This is a genomic window from Pseudoduganella sp. LjRoot289, assembly GCF_964252925.1.
Taxonomy (GTDB): Bacteria; Pseudomonadota; Gammaproteobacteria; order Burkholderiales; family Burkholderiaceae_D; genus Rugamonas.
The window spans coordinates 2807661-2825429 of record NZ_CAXUPN020000001.1 but is presented as its reverse complement, the minus strand read 5'-3'; the positions used below and the strand labels follow the sequence as shown (position 1 = coordinate 2825429).

At 68.2% G+C, this 17769-nt stretch carries 13 protein-coding genes; 4 read left to right on the top strand and 9 right to left on the bottom strand.

The window, feature by feature from the left end; all coding sequences use genetic code 11:
• Nucleotides 1-22: 22 nt before the first annotated feature.
• Nucleotides 23-2305: a hypothetical protein gene (locus ACSQ8Y_RS11755; protein ID WP_436266648.1), complete on the top strand. Its 2283-nt coding sequence runs from the start codon at nt 23-25 to the stop codon at nt 2303-2305.
• 8 nt (nt 2306-2313) lie between these two features.
• The gene (locus tag ACSQ8Y_RS11750; RefSeq protein ID WP_436266647.1) at nt 2314-4617 is read left to right on the top strand and encodes an SUMF1/EgtB/PvdO family nonheme iron enzyme; all 2304 of its coding nucleotides are present in this window, start codon (nt 2314-2316) and stop codon (nt 4615-4617) included.
• A 63-nt stretch (nt 4618-4680) separates the two neighbouring features.
• On the opposite strand, the gene ACSQ8Y_RS11745 is transcribed toward ACSQ8Y_RS11750, so the two are convergent.
• Genes ACSQ8Y_RS11745 through ACSQ8Y_RS11735 form a run of 3 tightly spaced genes read right to left on the bottom strand, consistent with a single transcriptional unit; the run spans nt 4681 to nt 7626 of the window.
• Nucleotides 4681-5019, bottom strand: coding sequence for a hypothetical protein (locus ACSQ8Y_RS11745; protein WP_436266646.1), 339 nt, complete (start codon nt 5017-5019; stop codon nt 4681-4683).
• A 1-nt stretch (nt 5020) separates the two neighbouring features.
• Nucleotides 5021-5320: a hypothetical protein gene (locus tag ACSQ8Y_RS11740; protein WP_436266645.1), complete on the bottom strand. Its 300-nt coding sequence runs from the start codon at nt 5318-5320 to the stop codon at nt 5021-5023.
• Between the two features lie 8 nt (nt 5321-5328).
• On the bottom strand, nt 5329-7626 hold the full coding sequence (locus ACSQ8Y_RS11735; protein ID WP_436266644.1) for a hypothetical protein: 2298 nt from the start codon (nt 7624-7626) through the stop codon (nt 5329-5331).
• 177 nt (nt 7627-7803) lie between these two features.
• Here ACSQ8Y_RS11735 and ACSQ8Y_RS11730 point away from each other — a divergent pair, with 177 nt between their 5' ends.
• Together ACSQ8Y_RS11730 and ACSQ8Y_RS11725 are read left to right on the top strand one after the other, a co-directional pair.
• Nucleotides 7804-8202 (top strand): OsmC family protein, encoded by a 399-nt coding sequence (locus ACSQ8Y_RS11730; protein WP_436266643.1) that lies wholly within the window; start codon nt 7804-7806, stop codon nt 8200-8202.
• A 6-nt stretch (nt 8203-8208) separates the two neighbouring features.
• The gene (locus ACSQ8Y_RS11725) at nt 8209-9105 is read left to right on the top strand and encodes a pirin family protein (RefSeq protein WP_436266642.1); all 897 of its coding nucleotides are present in this window, start codon (nt 8209-8211) and stop codon (nt 9103-9105) included.
• Nucleotides 9106-9160: 55 nt separating this feature from the next.
• Here the strand turns inward: ACSQ8Y_RS11725 and ACSQ8Y_RS11720 are convergent, their stop codons facing one another.
• The 6 genes from ACSQ8Y_RS11720 to ACSQ8Y_RS11695 all read right to left on the bottom strand — a co-directional run bounded on the left by ACSQ8Y_RS11720 (nt 9161) and on the right by ACSQ8Y_RS11695 (nt 17701).
• Nucleotides 9161-10708, bottom strand: coding sequence for an FHA domain-containing protein (locus ACSQ8Y_RS11720; RefSeq protein ID WP_436266641.1), 1548 nt, complete (start codon nt 10706-10708; stop codon nt 9161-9163).
• Nucleotides 10709-10827: 119 nt separating this feature from the next.
• On the bottom strand, nt 10828-11823 hold the full coding sequence (locus ACSQ8Y_RS11715; RefSeq protein WP_436266640.1) for a PP2C family protein-serine/threonine phosphatase: 996 nt from the start codon (nt 11821-11823) through the stop codon (nt 10828-10830).
• Nucleotides 11824-11899: 76 nt separating this feature from the next.
• Nucleotides 11900-12427 carry an SH3 domain-containing protein gene (locus ACSQ8Y_RS11710; protein ID WP_436266639.1) on the bottom strand — a complete coding sequence of 176 codons (528 nt, stop codon included), beginning with the start codon at nt 12425-12427 and terminating at the stop codon, nt 11900-11902.
• 8 nt (nt 12428-12435) lie between these two features.
• Entirely contained in the window at nt 12436-14124 is a 1689-nt protein-coding gene (locus tag ACSQ8Y_RS11705) for a hypothetical protein (RefSeq protein ID WP_436266638.1), read from the bottom strand.
• Entirely contained in the window at nt 14094-16646 is a 2553-nt protein-coding gene (locus tag ACSQ8Y_RS11700) for an FtsW/RodA/SpoVE family cell cycle protein (protein WP_436266637.1), read from the bottom strand. Before ACSQ8Y_RS11700 ends, ACSQ8Y_RS11705 begins: the two co-directional genes overlap by 31 nt.
• Nucleotides 16643-17701, bottom strand: coding sequence for a serine/threonine-protein kinase (locus ACSQ8Y_RS11695; RefSeq protein ID WP_436266636.1), 1059 nt, complete (start codon nt 17699-17701; stop codon nt 16643-16645). The genes ACSQ8Y_RS11700 and ACSQ8Y_RS11695 overlap by 4 nt, the downstream gene beginning before the upstream one ends.
• Nucleotides 17702-17769 lie beyond the last annotated feature (68 nt).

Here is a 17769-nt window from a genome sequence, read left to right as displayed (position 1 = left end):
TAAGGCTAACAAGGAGTTCGACATGTTCCGAATGTTTGGTTTTGGCGGCGTCAAATGCCCGCGCTGCGAGCATAAAAATGGCGCCGGCCTGGGTTACTGCACGAACTGCGGCGTGATCCTCGGTGCGCCGCGCAATGAGCCTGTGCTGCGCGACAACCGCTGGATCCCCGCCAGCGATGAACTGGCCGTCTATTTCAGCGTTCGCCAGCTGTCCGGCATCTTCAACAAGACCCTGCGCGTGCCGGCCACCACCCGCGCCTACATCCTGCAGGCCGACAGGGCGACCGAAGTGCCGCAGGGGGAATACGAACTCGAAGGCTTCTTCACGCGCCTGAACCATCTGCTGCGCGACCAGCATGCCGAAATCCTGATCACCCGCACCACGCCGCTGCCGGTGGAGTTCTCGTTCAGCGACTTGCACACCGCCGAGCACTTGAAAGTGTCGGCTCGTTTCACGGCCGGCATCAAGGTGGAAAACGTGGCCGCTTTCGCCCAGCATTTCATGACCGTGCCGGGCACGGTCACGACCTTGCACCTGCACGACCTGCTTGCGTCTTCGGTGCGCCAGGTGGCGGCCGAATTCATCGGCGGCCGCTCCATCCGCGACATGAGCAACAACCCGGACCTGCGCCCGCAACTCGACGAGCGCCTGCAAGCCGCGCTGAAGCTGCGCCTCGCGGAATTCGGCCTGGCGGTGGCGCAAGTGGAAACGCTGGCGCTGCGGCACGATAAATTCGACCATAACCGCGACCGCATCGGCTCCCTGTGGCTGGTGGCCGACGAGCGCCATGTGCAGCTGGAGCACGTCAAGCAGCTCGATGAGTTGTACAACGAGGAGGAATGGCAGGCCATCTTCCGCGAAGAGCAGAAGATCCGCAGCGACTTCCGCCGCGCCGAACTGCGCCAGGATGCCGCCGTGGAGAAGGCGGAACTGGCGCAGCAGGAGGCCGAGCGCGTGCAGGCGATCCGCGCGCGCGAAGTGGATCTGTACGGCCGCATCATCGAATCGAAAACCCGCCGCCATGCCTTCGACCGGGGTGCCGGCGCGGCGCTGATCGAGCTGGAACACGAGCTGGCGAAGAAGCAGGCCGGCCGTGCCGGCGACGTGGCCGACTGGGAGCATGTGCGCCAGCTGGCACAGATCAAGATGCGCACCGAACTGGAACTGGCGCAGCAGGCCGCGCTGGAACAGCGGCAACTGGCGCAGCAGCGCTTCTCCCATCAACTGCACCTGCAGCAGATCCAGAACCAGGTGGCGCAGGCGCTGCTGATCGAGGACGAGGCGCACCGCCGCGCGCAACTGCTGCGCTTGCGCAAGAGCGAAGCGGACGCGCAGCAGCGCGAAGTGGAACTCGAGGCCGAGCATCAAAAGGCGCGCTTCCACGGTGTGGCGCTGGAAAACGCCGCGCGCAAGCGCGAGGCCGAGCGCGTGCAGGAATGGCAGGACCAGCAGCAGCTGGCGCACCAGCGCGCGCTGCTGCGCGGCGAAGCGGTGAAGGACGCCGAGAACACCGTGCAGGTGGCGGAGGTCAACCAGAAGCTGGACCGGATGCGGCGCGAAGGCGCCACCGCGGACGCCGTGGCCCAGTACGAGAAGCTGCTGCGCACCATCGAGGCGGACGGCGCGCAGCAGCGCCAGGCGCAGACGCTGAACAAGCAAGCCATGCTGGACCAGCTGGCGGTGGACGAGCAGCGCCTGGCGCTGAAGCAGCGCGAGCAGGAAGCCGACTGGCAGCGCGAGCTCAAAAAGATGGAGCATGAGCGCGAAGAGAAATTCGCGCGCTGGAAGGGCGATTACGACACGCTGCTGGCGCAGCAAGCGCACGCGGCAGAGCTGGCGCGCATCGACATCGCGCGGGTTGAAACCATCGGCCACCTGAGCGACACCGGCAAGGTCGCCATGGCTGCCGCGCCGAATGCCGCCGCGCTGGCGCAGGTGATGAAGGAGCAGGTCCGCGCGGGTATGAGCCCGGAACAGATCCAGGCCATGGCCGCGGTGGTGCAGGCGGAAAACAGCGTCAGCCCGGCCGATGCGATGCGCATGATGCAGGAGCAAGTGGCGCAGGAGCGCGCCCATCGCGACGCGCAGGAGCAGAAGGACAAGCAGCATCAGCTTGATCTCCTGACGCTGCAGAACGCCACCCACGCCAACGCCCTCAGCTCGCAGATGCAGCTCGGAGTGGGCGTGGCGCAGGCGGGGGCGCCGGTGCACATCCATCGGCACAGGTACTGCGTCAACGGCCACCAGGTTCCGGACGACCGGCCGAACGCGAAATTTTGCGCCGAATGCGGCGTACCTCTATAAGCGTGACGATGCAAACAGCAAGAGACAAGATACGCGAACTGCGCGCTTTGCACGACGACGGCTTACTGAGCCTGCAGGAGTTCGACCGCCGCAAAAACGCTATCCTGGACGCCGAGTATTCGCCGCTGGGAGGCAGTGCTGCGCCTGCCGCAACGACTGCGGCACCGATACAATTAAGACAGGGTACGGAGCTGGGCCTGATGGCCGGCCAGGAGATCGGCCCGCAAAACCGCCGCTACCGGCTGGAGCGGCTGATAGGCCTGGGCGGCATGGGCCAGGTGTGGCGCGCGACGGATCTGGCCACGCACGAGGAGTTGGGACATAGCGACCAGGTGGCGCTGAAGATACTGCCGCCGCAACTGACGCAGAGCGCCACCCATGCCAAGCTGCTGATCGAGGAGGCGACGCAGGCGCGCCGCCTGGCGCACGAGAACATCGTGCGGGTGTATGAATGGGCGCAAGACCCCGCCACGTCGAGCTACTTCATCATCATGGAGTGCCTGGACGGGCAGGACCTGGACGACTGGCTGGCCGCCCACGGCCACGCCACGCCGGACCAGATCCAGACCTTGCTGCGGCCGCTGGCGCATGCGCTGGACTACGCGTGGGACAAGTACAAGCTGGTGCACCGCGACATCAAGCCCGGCAACGTATTCCTGACGCAGAAGGGCGAGGTCAAGCTGCTGGACTTCGGCATTGCGACGCGGGCGCGCAATGCGGGCAGCAGCCTGGGCCTGCAGACGCCGAACGCGGGCACCACCGGCTACCGTGCGCCGGAAGCGGGCGCCAGCCAGCGTCAGCCCAGCCCGCAGCTGGACGTGTATGCGGTGGCGGTGATGATCTACCAGCTGCTCGAAGGGCGCCTGCCGTTTGACGATAGCCGCAATGCGCAGTTCCTGCCGTCCGCACCCGCCGCGCTGAACCAGGTGGAATGGCAGGTGCTGCAGCGCGGTTTCGCCTATGCGCGGGACCAGCGGCCGCAGTCGGTGACGGAGCTGCTGGACGCCTTGCAGCAGGCGGCCGGCCCTGGCGAGGAAGAGCTGGCGGCGCAGGCGGCGGAGCGGCAGGAGCGCGAACGCCAGCGCGCCAAGGAGCAGCAGCGGGAACAAGCGGCGCGCGCCGAGCAGGCCCGCGCGGTGGAGCAGAAACGCCAGGCCGAACTGGCCGGGCGCCGCCAGGCCGAGGCGCAGGCGGCGGCCATCGAGAAAGCAAAGCTGGACCAGCAGCGGCGCGAACTGGAACGCAAGCAGCGCGTCGAGGCGGAGGAGGCGGCCAAAGAGCGCAAGGCGCGCTTGCGCGAGCAGCTGCTTGCGCGGCGCGAGGCCGACGCGCTGAAGGCGCGCCAGGCGCAGGAGGAGCAGCAGCGCAAGGCCGCTCAACTGAAGGCCGAGGCGGCCTATCGCGCGGAGCAGGAGCGCCACCGCAAGGAGCAGGCGCAGCGCAACGCGGCCGAGCTGGCGGCGCTGATGCCCACGCCCGGCAGCCCGGTGGCGGACCCTAACGGCGTGCTGCGCGACCGCTTTGTGGACGGTAACGGGGTTGGGCCGGACCTGGTGCTGATACCGACCGGGCGTTTCCAGATGGGCTCGTCGGAGTACGAGCGCGGTATCGCGATGAAGGCGGGTTCGCAGAAGTCCTGGCTGGATCGGGAGACGCCGCAGCACTGGGTGGGTATCGATTACTCGTTTGCCATGGGACGCTTTCCGGTGACGGTGGGCCAGTGGCGCCAGTTCGTGCGGGCGACCGGCTGGGAGTCGATGTCGGACACGGACTGGGCTTCGCCGGGATTCAAACAGGGCGATGAACATCCTGTGGTGGGCGTGAGCTGGAACGACGCGCAGAAGTATCTGGCCTGGCTGTCCGGGAAAACCGGGCAGACTTACCGTCTGCCGAGCGAGGCGGAATGGGAGTACGCCTGCCGCGCGGGCACGCACACGGCCTTCAGTTTCGGCGACGAGATCAGTACGGAGATGGCCAACTACGATGGCAATTTTACCTATAACAATGGCGTCAAGGGCGAGTTCCGGCACGGCACGACCAAGGTCAGCGCCTTTCAGCCGAATCCGTGGGGGCTGTTCGACATGCACGGCAATGTGTGGGAATGGACCCAGGACGTGGTGCACGACAATTACGATGGCGCGCCCAACGATGGCGGCGCGTGGGAGCAGGGCGGCGACCCGGTGCGGCGCGTGCTGCGCGGCGGGTCGTGGCTCTACCAGCCGCGCTATCTGCGCTCGGCGCTGCGCAACGGTTACTCGGCGGTGCTGGCGAACGACATCGTCGGCTTCCGCGTGGCGCGCAAGCTCGCGTAAGCCGCCATTGCCCGCGCGGGCCGGTCCGGGCGGCTTACGTCGGCGGGCGCTTCCTAACCCGCCCTACGCCAGGCAGCGCAGCTTTGGCGTCTTGCGCATGGAGGGGGCGTCCAGCGCATCGACCATGAGGCGGGCGCCGCGCGCGGCGAAGCGGTAGCGGCGGCCGGTTGCGCTGCCGGTCACCACCAGCTCGGGCAGGCCGTCATAAATGAAAGGCACGCCAGTCGGCGCGGCGCGCTGCATCTGCGCTGGCGATGCGGTGGCCGGCGTGGCGAAGGGCACGCCGGCCGCCATGCGTGCCGCCCAGCGTCCCTGCACACCGGACTGCTCGCCGGCCGGCCCGCCGCGCGCCGCTTGAATCTTCTGCACCACCTGCTGGCGCTTGCTTCCGCAGCATCCCATATCAATCCTCCTCCCGGCGCAGCGCGCCGCGCGCGCGCTCGACCATGATCGCGGCGGCCGACAGCGCGGGCCACAGCAGTACGAAGTGCTGCCAGCCGGTGCTCAGCATGAGCGACGGCGGCAGCGCGACCCACAGGCTCAGGCAGTAAAAACAGTCCATCATCCGTCCCAGGAAGCCTTCGCCGGCCCACTCCCGCAAATGAGCCATGACATCCCACGGTCCGTCCTCGCGGTGCAGCAGGTGCGTCACGCGCCAGACCGCGAGCAGGGCCAGCAGCAATTCGTACCAGGCGCCCGCCATGGCAGCGCCTAGTCCCGTTGCCCGTTCGGTTCGGGGCAAACATCGGGACACAGTTCCGGCCGCAGTATTGTAAAGGCGACTTCGAACTCGTTGTGGTGGACGTTGCTCGGATGGCTGCAGTTGGCCGTGCGCTTCCACGCCCGCAAACGCAGGATGTAGGCGCAGCAGCGATCGAAGTCGGTGCCGCGCAGCGTCACCTTGTAATGGCCGCCGTACCAGTGCGGACGGGGCGAACCCTGCAGCAGCGCCTCCTGATAGGTCGGGCCGACTTCGAAGGTCGGGTCCGGGCTGAAGGTGCCGTGCACGCCGGTGCCGATGTCGAACGTCTGCGCCACGCCGTATTCGGCCGTCAGCGTGTAGGCGTCCAGGTGGCCGTCCTGCACCGTGGGCGGCACGGTGACGCTGAAGTGCACCGTCAGCGTGTCGTTGGCGGACAGCCGCACCATGTCGCAGGCGCTGATGCAGTACTGGCCGGCCGTGCCCTCGTTGACGCAGATGTCGCGGATATAGCAATCCGGCTCGCTGGTGCAGTCGTGTACCGTGCCCGGCCCGCAGGGATGGAGCGCGGTCGGCATGGCATGGACCATGGCCTGGTTGTCGATGCGGATGTAGACCGACTCCGTGGTCTGCTGGCCGCAGCCCGGCAGGATGCGTTCACTCGACAGCACAAGGTTGTCCGCCGCATCGGCCGAATAGCCGACGAAGCGCAGCTGGTACAGCGCGTCCGGCGTCAGGCCGGGGTTGGCCAGCGTGTCGAAGTAGAACAGGGTGTCGTAGTCGTACCAGATGACGGCGCCGCCGAAGCGCGGAATGGCAGGATGCAGATCCTCGTAGTGTTTGCGCGTGACCATCACGGTCTGGCCGTTTTTCAGGATGGGCGTGAATGCGGGCGCCGGAGCGACCACGGCCGTGCTGCCGTCCCAGTAGCTGCGCGAGAAGCCGTCGAAGGCGGGCACCGCGAGGTCGCTCCACGGCCCGCCGTCGCGCGAGACTTGCACCTTGAAGTAGTCGACATCGGCACCTGCGCCGCCGCGCATCTGCAGCGAGCCGTAGAAAGGGCGGTCCAGCGTCGGCGCCGTGTAGGCATACCCGCGCAAATCCGGCGGGCCTGCCGTCACGCCCAGCTGTTCGGTCGCGACGCAGCCGACGAAGGTCACTTTCAGGCATTCGGGGCACTCGGGGTCGAAACAGGATGGCAGGCAGCAGGCCTGGCTGTTGGCCAGCAAGGTGACGTGCAGATTGGTCGGGATGTCCCATCGGATCTGCGCGTTGGCTTCGTTGCGGATCACGCGCAGCTGGTCGCTGCACTGCTGGGTCACGCGGAACACCACGTCCGGCGCGCAATCGTTGCGGTCCCACCAGGGCCAGATATGCAGCGCGGCCAGCTCCGGCGACGGCGGCAGCACCGCCAGCAGCGACTCGGCCGACATGGGTTCGTCGACCACGCCGGGCGCTTGCAGCCTGCGGTTCCTGGACAGGGACACCGCTTGCGCGGCGATCTGCTGCAGGTAGAGCGGGTCCGGCCCGTTGCCGGGCGGCAGGGCTGGCAGGCGCAGGCCGGCCTTGGCCAGCAGCTCCTGGAGTTGGCTGAACAGTTCATAGTCGATGCCCCAGTTCTGCAGCAGCCAGGGACGCCAGCGCAGGCAGCACCAGCGGAACTGGATGACGAAGTTGCCATTGACGTCGGTGACGGCCGACTTGATCAGGTCGCGGAAGTACCAGATGAAGATGCGGTCCACGTCGTAGGCCTCGACCGTGGCGCCGGGCACCGGCGCGTCGCAGAAGCTCCACTGTCCGGTGGCCGGATTGTACTGCCAGTGGCGGCACACCACGCGGCCGCGGATGGTGTAGCTGCGGCAGCAGAACAGCCAGCAATGGTAGAGGGAGATGGCCACTTCCAGCGTGCCGACGTCGACGTGGAAGTCGCCGGCGTTTTCAGCCTCGTTGGCGGCCTCGGTTGCCGCTTCGTCGCCGGCGCCGGGGCCCGTCTCCGCCGAGGCGCCGGGTTGCGTGTCTTTCGGCGGCAGGTCCACCATCACCTGCAGTGTGTCCATGCCCATCAGTTCCTGGTCGCCGACGTCCGGCCCGACCAGCAGGCGCACCGGGCAGGGCAGGCGGGAACCGGGCAGGAAGGGCGGTTCAAACTGCACCGCGAAACGTATCGGCTCACGGCGCTTGCCCGCTTTCACCACTGTGGAGCCCAGCACTGCGCCTTCGCGCACCACGGCCACGCGCAGGCCGAGCTCGGGATCGAATTCGTTTTCGGGTATCTTCCCCAGGTCGATCGCACCGCCAATCTCGCTCATGATAGTCTCCGGTTTTTTTCAGTACCTTTAGACTGTAAGAAGCGCAAGCGCCGATTGCCAGCCATAAGCGGCGCAGGTTTGAGCTATGTCATGAGATTCGCTTTCTAATGGGATAGGCGAAGGCGCGGCAAACGGTGTACATTGTGGCTTCCAAGACCTATGCACCAAGGAAGACCCATGAGCATTAAAGTTATCCGTGACCAGTCGCTGCCGATGCGCCATATTGCGCACGTGCGCAACCACCTGATTTCGGTCGACGGCACGATAGAGGAAGGCGGCAACGACGCGGGCCCTTCGCCGCACGACCTGTATGACGCGGCCATCAGCGCCTGCAAGGCGCTTACCGTGGTCTGGTTTGCCAAGCGCAAAGGCTATCCGCTGGAGAACGTGGAAGTGACCACGGAGCGCGACGACAGCGAGGAGCGCACAGGCGTGTACCGGCTGGCCGCCACGGTCCACCTGACGGGCGACTTGAGCGAGGCGCAGCGCGCCGAATTGCTGTCCGTCGCGCAGAAATGCCCGATCCATAAACTGATGACGGCCGTGACGACCGAAATCAGCACCGTGCTGGGATAAGCCGCCATGACTATTTCCAATGTGTTGAAGGGCCACGAGAAGGACCTGGGCGGCGGCTTCGTGGTGCGCCGCTATTTGCCGTCGGCGGTCAAGCAGGCGGTCGGTCCCTTCATCTTTTTCGACCATTTCGGCCCCATCGACGTGGCGCCGGATGCGGACCATGACGTGCGGCCGCACCCGCATATCGGCTTGGCCACGGTGACCTATCTGTTCGAAGGCGCGATGGACCACCGCGACAGCCTGGGTACTTTCCAGCGCATAGAACCGGGCGCGATCAACCTGATGACGTCGGGGAAGGGCATCGTGCATTCCGAACGCACGCCAAAAGACCTGGTGGGCCAGCCGCACCGTACGCATGGCCTGCAGCTGTGGGTGGCGCTGCCGGTGGCGCACGAGGAGGACGAGCCATGCTTCGAGCACACGCCGTCGGCGGCCATTCCATCGTTCCAGGTGGACGGCGCCAGTGTGCGCGTGCTGATCGGCACCGCTTTCGGCAAAACTTCGCCGGTGAAGACCTACAGCCAGACTTTGTACCTGGACGTGGCGCTGCAGGCTGACCAGGAGATCGGCCTGGCCGGCTTGCCTGCGGAGGCGGCGATCTACCCGATCAGCGGCGAGCTTGAAATCGACGGCTCCCCGCTGGCGCTGCACACCATGGCGCTATTGGATACCCGCAGCGCGCAGCGCGTGCTGGCCAGATCGGCCGCGCAATTCGTGGTGATCGGCGGCGAGCCGCTGGATGGCCGCCGCTTCATGTTCTGGAATTTTGTGTCCTCGCGCAAGGAACGCGTGGTGCAGGCGGGCGAGGACTGGGAAGCGCAGCGTTTCGCCCAGGTGCCCGGCGAAACCGAACGCATTCCCTTGCCCAAGCGGCCGGCCGACAAGGAGCCGCAGCCGCTCTGACGCGCCGTGCCGTGCCCGCGCAGGCGGGGGCCATAAGCCGTAAGCTCGGCCCAGCTCAGGCCGTATGCATATCGCTTGCGGTGACGGTGCTGTGCAGGTCTTGCGCGCCGGTGCGGATGATCCAGCTCTCCGGGTAAGGTTCGCTGGCGAAGCGGGTCAGGCGCGGTACGCGGCTCAGTTTTTCCAGCGACGTGGCGGGCGCCAGCGCGGTCTCCTTGCCGGTGAGCGCGTCCAGGTGCCAGAAGCCGCCGTCGTGGTGGACGATCAGCGGCAGCGCCGCCGCTTGCGGCGTGGCCTGGAAGGCCGGCATCGGGTAACCGGGATGGCAGTTCGGCGCAAGCAGGAGGAAGCATTCGGCCTGCGCGCCCTGGTCCAGCCGGTGCAGAACCACGCCGTGCGGCATGATGGCAGACACCTGCAGCACCACGATGCCCTTGATGCTGGCGCTCAGTTCGATGCGCATGCCCTGGCGCAGCCGTACCGGCTTGTGCTTGCCCGGCCATACCCCGTCCAGCAGCAGGCCGTAGCGCGACACGTCTTCAATGTCGAATCCGCCCTGCGCGGCGCGGCGGATCACGGCGTGGCGGCCGGACAGGCGGCGCGTCAGGCCGCTGGCGTCCGGGCCGGCGTCGGCAAAATGGTGCAGCAGCACGTCCGCTTCCGGATCGACCAGCTCGAAGCGGCCCAGCGCGCATTCGTCCAGCGCGAACAGGCGGATCTGGCGCTGTGCGCCCGCTTCCGGCGCGGCGTTGACGAAGCTGGCGGAGAAGGACGGGTGCGGGTGCACAGGCTCGCTGCGCGGCATGGCGATTTCGATCAGGTCCTCGTCCCAGGCGATGGTCGAGAAGCCCATGTCCACTTTGCCCTGTGGCGCTTCCAGGTTGACGTGGGCGATGCCCGCGTTGCGCGCGGTGACGTCGATGTCCAGGTGATGCCCGCCCTGGATGCCCCCATGCACGTTGAGGCGCGCGATCGAGGCATCGTCGGCCAGCACGCGCACATTCTTGTGCGTGCTGAGGAAGATGCGGTGGATTTCGGTCAGCGTGGCGTCCAGGCGCGGCACCAGGATGACGAAGACGGACTCCCAGCGGCGCGTGGCCAAGCCGGCGTGCTGGCTCAGCACTTCGGCGCTGATCTGGTATTGGCCGTGTTCCTTGTTCTTCGATGTGAATTCGATAAAAGCCGGGCGCCAGCTGCCGTCGGCGGCGCGCACGAACTGCTGGCGCGAGGCGCCGTTCGGTATCAATTCGGATTGCAGATGAATAGCCAGTTGCGGCGCGCAGTCTTCCGGCATGCCGCGCAATTCCATTTTCAGGGTCTGGCGGCCGCCTGCCGCGCGCGGATCGAAGCCGCTGATGTGCAGCTGCGGACGCGCGCGCGCCGGCTGGTAGGCGGGCGCGGGACCGGTGTCGCCGTGGGCCCGGCCATGGACGACATCGTGCGCCGCAGCCGGGGCGGCGGCACGGGCGCTGCGCAAGGCACTCAGCATGTCGTAGCTGGTGGGCGCGGCTGCAGACTGCGCATGGCCACCGGCGCAGGCATCCTCGCCGGGCATGACCCAGAAGGTGCAGTGCGGGTGGTCAGTATTGCTGCATTTTTTCATGGATTCAGGACCGGCGGCATAAACAAGAGCTTACGCGCTTTTGCCCGTCCGTGGCGATGTCGCCCGGCATTTTTTGCGCCGCGTCAGGCGGCTGCGCCATCGATGCAACAGCCCTGTTGTCAAAATGATTGCGAACGCGCCTGGGGCAGTGCCGTTTCATCATCATTGCAGCCTGCCGGCGCGGCCGGGAAACGCAGCGCGATCGCTGTCAGGTTGTCAAGCAGGAGGCCGGACGGCGGCGCGCCGCGGTAGGCGCCGAACAGCATGTCGATGGCGCCGCCGGCGCTGTCCAGGCGGCCAAGCAGCTGCGGCCATTGCGCGATCCATTCCTGCGGCCGGCGGCAGGCCCAGAAGCCGTCGGTGGCCAGCAGGTAGACCGCGTCGCTGCGCACGGCCAGCGCGCGGCGGTCGGCCAGCGGCTGCAGGAAGGCGGGCAGGCGCGCCTCGTCCAGCGCGCACAGCGCGTCGTCGAGATGCTGCGGATCGGCGAAGGCGTTGCCGAGGATGAAGGCTTGCGCGATCTGCGGCCGATGCTCGCCGTGCACCTGCTGCCACCACTCTTGTGCGCCCAACAGGCCATGCATGGCGCAGACGGTGGCCGGCACATGGTCGATCGTGAGAGAGAGCGCGCGCTCCGCCGTGATCTCGTACAGCCGCGAGTCGCCGACATGGTAGAGCAGAGGCGCCTGTTGCGGAGGCAGCTCGAGCAGCGTGAGCGTGGTGCCGGGACGGTGTGCCTTGCCCTTGTCGCTCGGCGAGCTGAATTGCGCTTGCAAATGGGCGTGCAACGCGTCCAGATGCGCCGTCAGCGCCTCCAGCGTGGCGCAGGCGGGCATGCGCAACAGGCCTGCGGCGACCGCCTCGGCGGCCTGGCGTCCGTAGCCGTGGCCGCCCATGCCGTCCAGCACCGCCAGCCGCACATGGCCCTGCGGCCAGTTGGGCAACTGCAGCGCACGCTCGATTTCGGCGTGCATGATGACGGCCCGTCCGCTGCTGTCGACCAGCACGAAATTGTCCTGGTTTTCGAGCACGTGGCTGTTGCTGGCGCTGGCGGCGCTGCGGGCGGCGATGTCGAGATGGGGACCGAAATTGAGCGTGGCGCGCGGAGATGACATGGTGGCCTTGTTGGCGGGGTATAGGGCAGCTTAGCCGAAATGCGGGCGGCGCACCCGGCGCCGCTTTCGCTTCGGCTCATTCTGCTGCGCGCCGCAGCCACAGGCTGCTTACCCATCCGGTATCAGGCTTGCCATCTGCAAGTGTGCGTACTTGCCACCAGTCGCCGGAACGGAGGCCGGTGGGGGTGACGCTGGCGCCGGCGGGCACCAAGGCGAGGCGCGGCGCTTCCACGCTGGCGGCTGCGCGCAGGTTCAGGTCGCGGTGGACGCGGTAGGAGCGTGGCGCCGCCGCCGCGGCCGTGGACTTTACGGTGGACGGCGCCGTGGACCTTGCTGCGGACGTTGCGGCAGGCATTGCCGCCAATGCCACCGGACGCGGCGAGAAGGCGCCGGGCAAGCCTGCCTGCGCCGTGTGCGGCGGCGGGGCGATGGCGAAGTTCAGTATCAGGCTGCCGAAAGCCCAGGTGCCGGCGCAGACGATGAACAGGTTGCGCGCGGTGGGACGCCGCCACCACGCGTGCGGCGTGAGCCAGGAGGCCAGCACCAGGGTGATGGCCAGGCCGCCCAGGATGGCGCAGGCGCCGAGGTATAGTTCGGGTCGCATGGCTGCGCTCACGCCTCGAAGCGCAGCACGTAGTGGCCGGCGACGAGATGGTGGCCAGCCGGCAGCAGGTATGGTGCGTCCGCTCCCGCATCGGCGATGCTGGACACAAACTGCAGGTGCTCGTCGAGGTGGTACAGCGCTTGCGTGGCGGACAGGCGGCTGATCCGGTAGCCCTGCACAGCCGCTTCGAAGCTGAAGGCGTTGCGCGACAGCCCGATGCGGTCGGCGCTGGCGCCGCCGCCGTCGCCGCTGCGCAGGAAGCGCGGCGAGTCGAGCACGCGCAGGCAGGCCAGCGCCGGCGAACCGCGGCCGAAATTGAAGCGCGCGCCGCCGGCGACCGTCGTGCCGACGGGTTGCGCCAGGCACAAGGTTGCGCAATAGCGTTCCGCCATCTCGGGCGGCGGCGCCAGCAGCCGGATGGCGCGTGCGTCGACCGGGGTGAAGCTGGCCGGCGCGCTGATGCGCTGGCGGCCGCCGTCGGTGCACGCATACAGCTCATCGCTGGCGTCGACCAGGAAGCTGATGGCTTTGTCGGCGGCGGGATCGGCGTTCAGGCCGAGCGCGCGGCTGAACGGAATTTCGAGCGAGGTGGCGCCGGTGTCGCGGTAGCGGCTCAGGCGCGGCAAGGCCAGCGCCACCAGGCTGACGCGCTGGCGCTGCAATACGGGCGCATAGGTCGCATCGGTTTCTCCGCCGCGCGCGGCTGGGCGGCAGCTGGCAGGCAGCGGTACGGCGGTCAGGTCTTCAAGCGATGGCCTGTCGTTGGGGCGCGTCTGCCAGACGGAGGGGCCGCTGCCGGCGTGCGCCGGCCGCGCCGGCGTTTGCGGCCTGCCTGGCATTGCCGCTGCCGCTCGCGGTTGTGCGGCAGGGCGCCCAGCGCCTGTGCCTTGGGTGTCGGTTGCGGGGACGGGTATGGGCGCGGCGCTGAACTCGGGCAGTGGCACGGTGCGCACGGGCGGCGCGGAGCTGCTGCGGGTGATCTTCAGCAGAAGGCGCGCGCTGCCGCCTTGCGCGTCGACGCCGCGACGGGACTTGATGACGTAGTGGCCATGGCTGGCGTCGAAGCTGCAGTCGAAGGCGTCCTTGGGGCGCATCTGCACCACCGGCTGCGCGTCCGGTCCGTCGTTCAGCAGCAGGATGGCGCCGTCGTCGCCGAAGGGCCAGCCGCTGGCGATATAGCTTGCGCTGGCTTCGCTGCCGCCTATCAGCGCCAGGCGCTGGCCGGGATAGACCGGGCAAACCGGCTTCCATACTGCGCTGTCGCGCGATACGCTGACGTTGAACAGCGCTTTCTCGTCCGGCGCCGGCAGATAGACCGCGTGGCCGAAGCGCACTTCCACTTCGCCTGGCGCCAGCTCCTCCTTGCCCAGCACGTCGTAGCGCACCTGATCGCTGCCGAGCAGGTCGCCGAAGTCTTTCTGATGCAATGCCGTCAGCGTCCGCGCCAGTTCGCGCGCGCGGTTGCCGCGCGTGAGGTGGTAGTCGTCGTCGACTTCCTCCTGCGGCAGCATCAGCGTCACGTGGGAAAAACAGCGCGTGGCCGACCGTCCGCGATGTTCGCGCGGGCAGCGTTCGAGCAGGTCGCGCAGCAGCGGCCGGCGCGAAAACAGCGCCAGTCCCGGTGCCTGCCAGATGGCTTCGGCGTTGAAGACATCCGGAATCCGGCCTAGGACTTCGTGTTGGACGTAGATCGGCATGACAGGTTCTCCTCTAATGATTGCGCGCTGACCGCACAGAAAGCTAGCAGGGGGCAGAGGAAAAACAGCAGGTGGCTGCCGCCGGCGGACAGGAAACTCATGGGCTGGCCCATGATGGGGAAGATGGCGAGATTGGTGCCCCAGGAGAGCAGCAGATGGCCAAGCACGAAGGCGGCGCCGCCGCACAGGGCGAAATAGCGGAAGCGGCCCAGCCAGGCATGGCGGAAGTCGCGTGCCTGCGCGGCGGCCGCACAGGCGCGGCCGGCCAGGTGCAGCATGCCGGCCACCAGCGCCGCTTGCCCGGCCCACAGCAGCATCGCGCCGAGCAGGCCGTGGCGGTTCAGGAAGAAGGACGGGGCGAAGTCGTCTTGCACGGCGGGGATGTTGACGGCGCCGCCGGCGGACATGCCCAGCGAGCGCAGGCCGAGCATGCTGTCGGCGCCCAGCCAGCCGCCGTCGGCGATGGCGCGCGCGCCGAGCAGCAGTTGCTGGCCGGTGTGCGGATGGGCGGAGGGCGCCAGCCAGACCTGGAAGCGGTCGGCATAGAAGCCGCCGGCCAGCGGCCATTGCGCCATGCCGTCGGCACCGGCGCCACGCACCATGGCGATGCCGGCCACCGCCGCCAGCGCCATGGCGGCCAAGCCTGCCGCCATGGCGCGCTTGTGCGCGGCCATGGCGTAGGAGAAGGCCATCGACAAGCTCCACACCAGCAGCAGGATCAGCGGCGAGTAGTCGTCCACCTGGATCAGGGCCAGGCCGAGCAGGAAGAGAAATAGCAGTGCGGGCGCGGCCAGTTGCAGCAGGCGTGCGGCCTGGCCGTGCTGGCGGTAGCCGGGATCGTTCCAGCCCATGCGCAGGGCGAGGCAGTGGGCGGTGAGGGCGGTGAGGGCCAGTTTGGCCAGTTCCACGGGCTGCAAGTCGAACACGCCGGTTTCGTCGCCCCACAGCACTTGCGCGGCCAGCGCCGCCAGGGCAGCGGCGGCGACGATGGCGAGCAGCCATTCGATGGTGCGCTGGGGAGTGATGCCCCGTGCAGTGCGGTTCCAGCAGTGCCACAGCCCACCCGCGCCGCTGCCGGCGGCCAGCAGGGCGGTGCTTTTCTGGTAGTAGCGCAGCCAGGAAGACTCGCCCGCGCCCAGGCCCAGCTCCAGTTGCGCCAGCAGGCCCGCCGCCAGCAGGACCAGCGCGGCGGCGACCGGCAGCGGCAGGCGTTTGGGCGCGATCAGCCACAGCGCAAGGCCGGCTGCGCCGAGCAGTAATGAGCATGCTGCGCTGGCCGGCTGCCCGCCGCGCTGCGCCAGCACTGCGGCCACGCCAGCCGCCAGCAGCGCTGCCGACGCGAGGGCCATTGCTGTGGGATCCGTTGCAGCCATCGTCCCGTTGCGCACTACTCCCCATGTCCCTTGCACCCGGGCGGTGCGGGGACTGGCGCCGGAGCTGGATGCGGAGGTGGAGCCCTGAGCGGGCGGAACGGCGTCGGCGCCGCGCCCCTGTGCGGCACCAGCGATTGCCAGGGCGAAGATGGCAACTGCCAGCAGGGCGAGGACGAGCGGCGCCGGCCGGAGGTTCCACAATTCCCGCTGCTGCCATTGCCAGCCCAGATGCGGTCCCAGACGCGCATCCGGCGCCGTGAACAGCGCAACGTGGCGCGCCGGTAGCAGTTTGATGCTGCTGCCGGCGGTGTCCGGAGCAATCTGGTAACGCGTGCGCCCGACACTGAAGGCGGTGATCTCTGCCAGGGGCTGTTCTTGCTGCCGCAAGTCGGCGGGCTGCGGGTTGATGCTGGCGATGCTGTCGGGAATGGCAGGGCTGCTGCTGGCTATGCCGGTAATGCGCAGCGCGGTGTGGCCGCCGTCCTGGTTGCCGGCGCTGAGTTGCAACTGCCCGGCGCGGCGTGCCAGGATGGCTGCGCCGGGATCCACGCCGGGCAAGCCCAAGCGGTTGCCGCAATGGAGGTTGCCGCCGAAGATGAGCGGACGGGCCACCGTCCACGCGCGCGGCACGGCGCGATTCCACAGCGCCACCAGTTGCGAGGCGGCATGCGCGTCCGGGCAGGAGGGCAGGGCCTGTCCGTTGCGGTACAGCGTGGCGCCGTCGTAGCGCCATGTTCCGCCGCCGAAGCTGAACTGAGTGTCGCTTGCGCCGAACCGGGCCCGGCCGCCGTTTTGGGGCGGGGCAGCGAAGACTGTTGCGCCGATCTGAAACTGGCGCAAGCCGGCCAGCGGCGCGCTGCCCATGCGCTGTTCGTCGTCGCCGCTGTAGAGGATCACCGGCCTCCCTGTACTCAGGTTGCGCAGCAGCCAGGCGCCGCCGGCATCGCGCCGCAATTGCAGATGCGCGCGGTCGGCTGACGGTGCAGCCAGGTCGCGCGTGCCCAGCGTGATCGTTTCGCCGCGGTCAAGCCGGACTTCAATGGCGGCGGGAAACCATGCTGCCGGTGCGCGCAGGAGGCTCCATGCCTGCAATGCTGTCAGCAAGAGCAGCAGCGTGGCCGTGGCTGAGAAGAGACGGCTGCGCATCATGCTGCCACGCTGCGTAGCGGCAGTGCCACTTCCAGCCCGGCTGCGGCGCCGATGGCAGTGAGCTGCCGGCTGATGTCGATGGCATGGCGCGGCCGCGCGTCCGGTTCGGCGGCGAGCAACTGGCGCAGCAGACGCAGCGCGGCATCCGCGGCTTGCCCTGCGGAGGCGCGGCAGGAATCCGGGCGCTCGTCCGCCAAGGCCGGGCCGCCGGAACCTGCAGCCCCTGGAGCGCCCACTGCGCGGATGGCGCGCACGAAGAGGGCTTCCTCGTCGGCCTGCAGAATTGCCGGCAAGCCGCCGTGCCGGCGCAGCAGCACGTCCGCGCCTGCCGTGTGATGCTCGCGGTAGGCCTGCGCGCAGTCGCCGCAGTAGCGCAGTTGCGCACCTGTGGCCATGAAGTAGAACAGGGCGCCAAGAGCGAAATAATCGCTATGCGTGCCAGTGACGTAGCCGCCGTCCGCCGGGAAGAACTGTTCCGGCGCCTGCCAGTTGGCGGTGCCGGCATAGGAATGCGCGTTGAGCGCGTCCAGGCGACGGTTGGTGCCGAAGTCCGCCAGCTTGACGCTGCCCAGCTGCGCGTCGACCAGGACGTTGGCCGGTTTCAGGTCGAGGTAGCGCCAGCCGTACTGGTGCACCTTGGCAAGTGCCTGGTTCAGCTGCGCCATCCACGCCAGCAGGCGCCCCAACGGCAGCGGTGCGCGCTGGCTGCGCAGGGTTTTCATGTGGCGTCCCAGGTCGCAGTTCAGCAATTCGAGCGCCAGCACCGGCAGGCCGTTGTGCCAGCCGCTGTCCAGCAGCCGCACGATATGCCGCTCGTCCCAGGGCTCCAGGCGCTGCAGGAAGGTGATCTCGTTCGAGGCGCTGGCGATCCAGCGTTCGCGCTGCGGCGGCAGGGCGCGCGCCATTTGCGCTTCGTTGATCAGCTTGAGCGCCACGTCGCGGGTGCCGCGCGGTCCCTCTGCGCGCCAGATGACGCCATAAGCGGAGCCGCCTATTTGCTCGCGCAGGCGGTAATGGCCCAGTTCAAGGGTGATGATGCTGTCGCTTGCTGTCATGATGCTCCCCGCACGGCGGCATGCCGTTGCGGAAAGCTAGCGGGGGGACGTGAAAAACGGCCTGCGCC

What these genes read in the sequence shown, in the direction of transcription:
- ACSQ8Y_RS11755 (WP_436266648.1), top strand. Translation starts at nt 23, where the DNA reads ATGTTCCGAATGTTTGGTTTTGGCGGCGTCAAATGCCCGCGCTGCGAG.
- ACSQ8Y_RS11750 (WP_436266647.1), top strand. Translation starts at nt 2,314, where the DNA reads ATGCAAACAGCAAGAGACAAGATACGCGAACTGCGCGCTTTGCACGAC.
- ACSQ8Y_RS11745 (WP_436266646.1), bottom strand. Translation starts at nt 5,019, where the DNA reads ATGGGATGCTGCGGAAGCAAGCGCCAGCAGGTGGTGCAGAAGATTCAA.
- ACSQ8Y_RS11740 (WP_436266645.1), bottom strand. Translation starts at nt 5,320, where the DNA reads ATGGCGGGCGCCTGGTACGAATTGCTGCTGGCCCTGCTCGCGGTCTGG.
- ACSQ8Y_RS11735 (WP_436266644.1), bottom strand. Translation starts at nt 7,626, where the DNA reads ATGAGCGAGATTGGCGGTGCGATCGACCTGGGGAAGATACCCGAAAAC.
- ACSQ8Y_RS11730 (WP_436266643.1), top strand. Translation starts at nt 7,804, where the DNA reads ATGAGCATTAAAGTTATCCGTGACCAGTCGCTGCCGATGCGCCATATT.
- ACSQ8Y_RS11725 (WP_436266642.1), top strand. Translation starts at nt 8,209, where the DNA reads ATGACTATTTCCAATGTGTTGAAGGGCCACGAGAAGGACCTGGGCGGC.
- ACSQ8Y_RS11720 (WP_436266641.1), bottom strand. Translation starts at nt 10,708, where the DNA reads ATGAAAAAATGCAGCAATACTGACCACCCGCACTGCACCTTCTGGGTC.
- ACSQ8Y_RS11715 (WP_436266640.1), bottom strand. Translation starts at nt 11,823, where the DNA reads ATGTCATCTCCGCGCGCCACGCTCAATTTCGGTCCCCATCTCGACATC.
- ACSQ8Y_RS11710 (WP_436266639.1), bottom strand. Translation starts at nt 12,427, where the DNA reads ATGCGACCCGAACTATACCTCGGCGCCTGCGCCATCCTGGGCGGCCTG.
- ACSQ8Y_RS11705 (WP_436266638.1), bottom strand. Translation starts at nt 14,124, where the DNA reads ATGCCGATCTACGTCCAACACGAAGTCCTAGGCCGGATTCCGGATGTC.
- ACSQ8Y_RS11700 (WP_436266637.1), bottom strand. Translation starts at nt 16,646, where the DNA reads ATGATGCGCAGCCGTCTCTTCTCAGCCACGGCCACGCTGCTGCTCTTG.
- ACSQ8Y_RS11695 (WP_436266636.1), bottom strand. Translation starts at nt 17,701, where the DNA reads ATGACAGCAAGCGACAGCATCATCACCCTTGAACTGGGCCATTACCGC.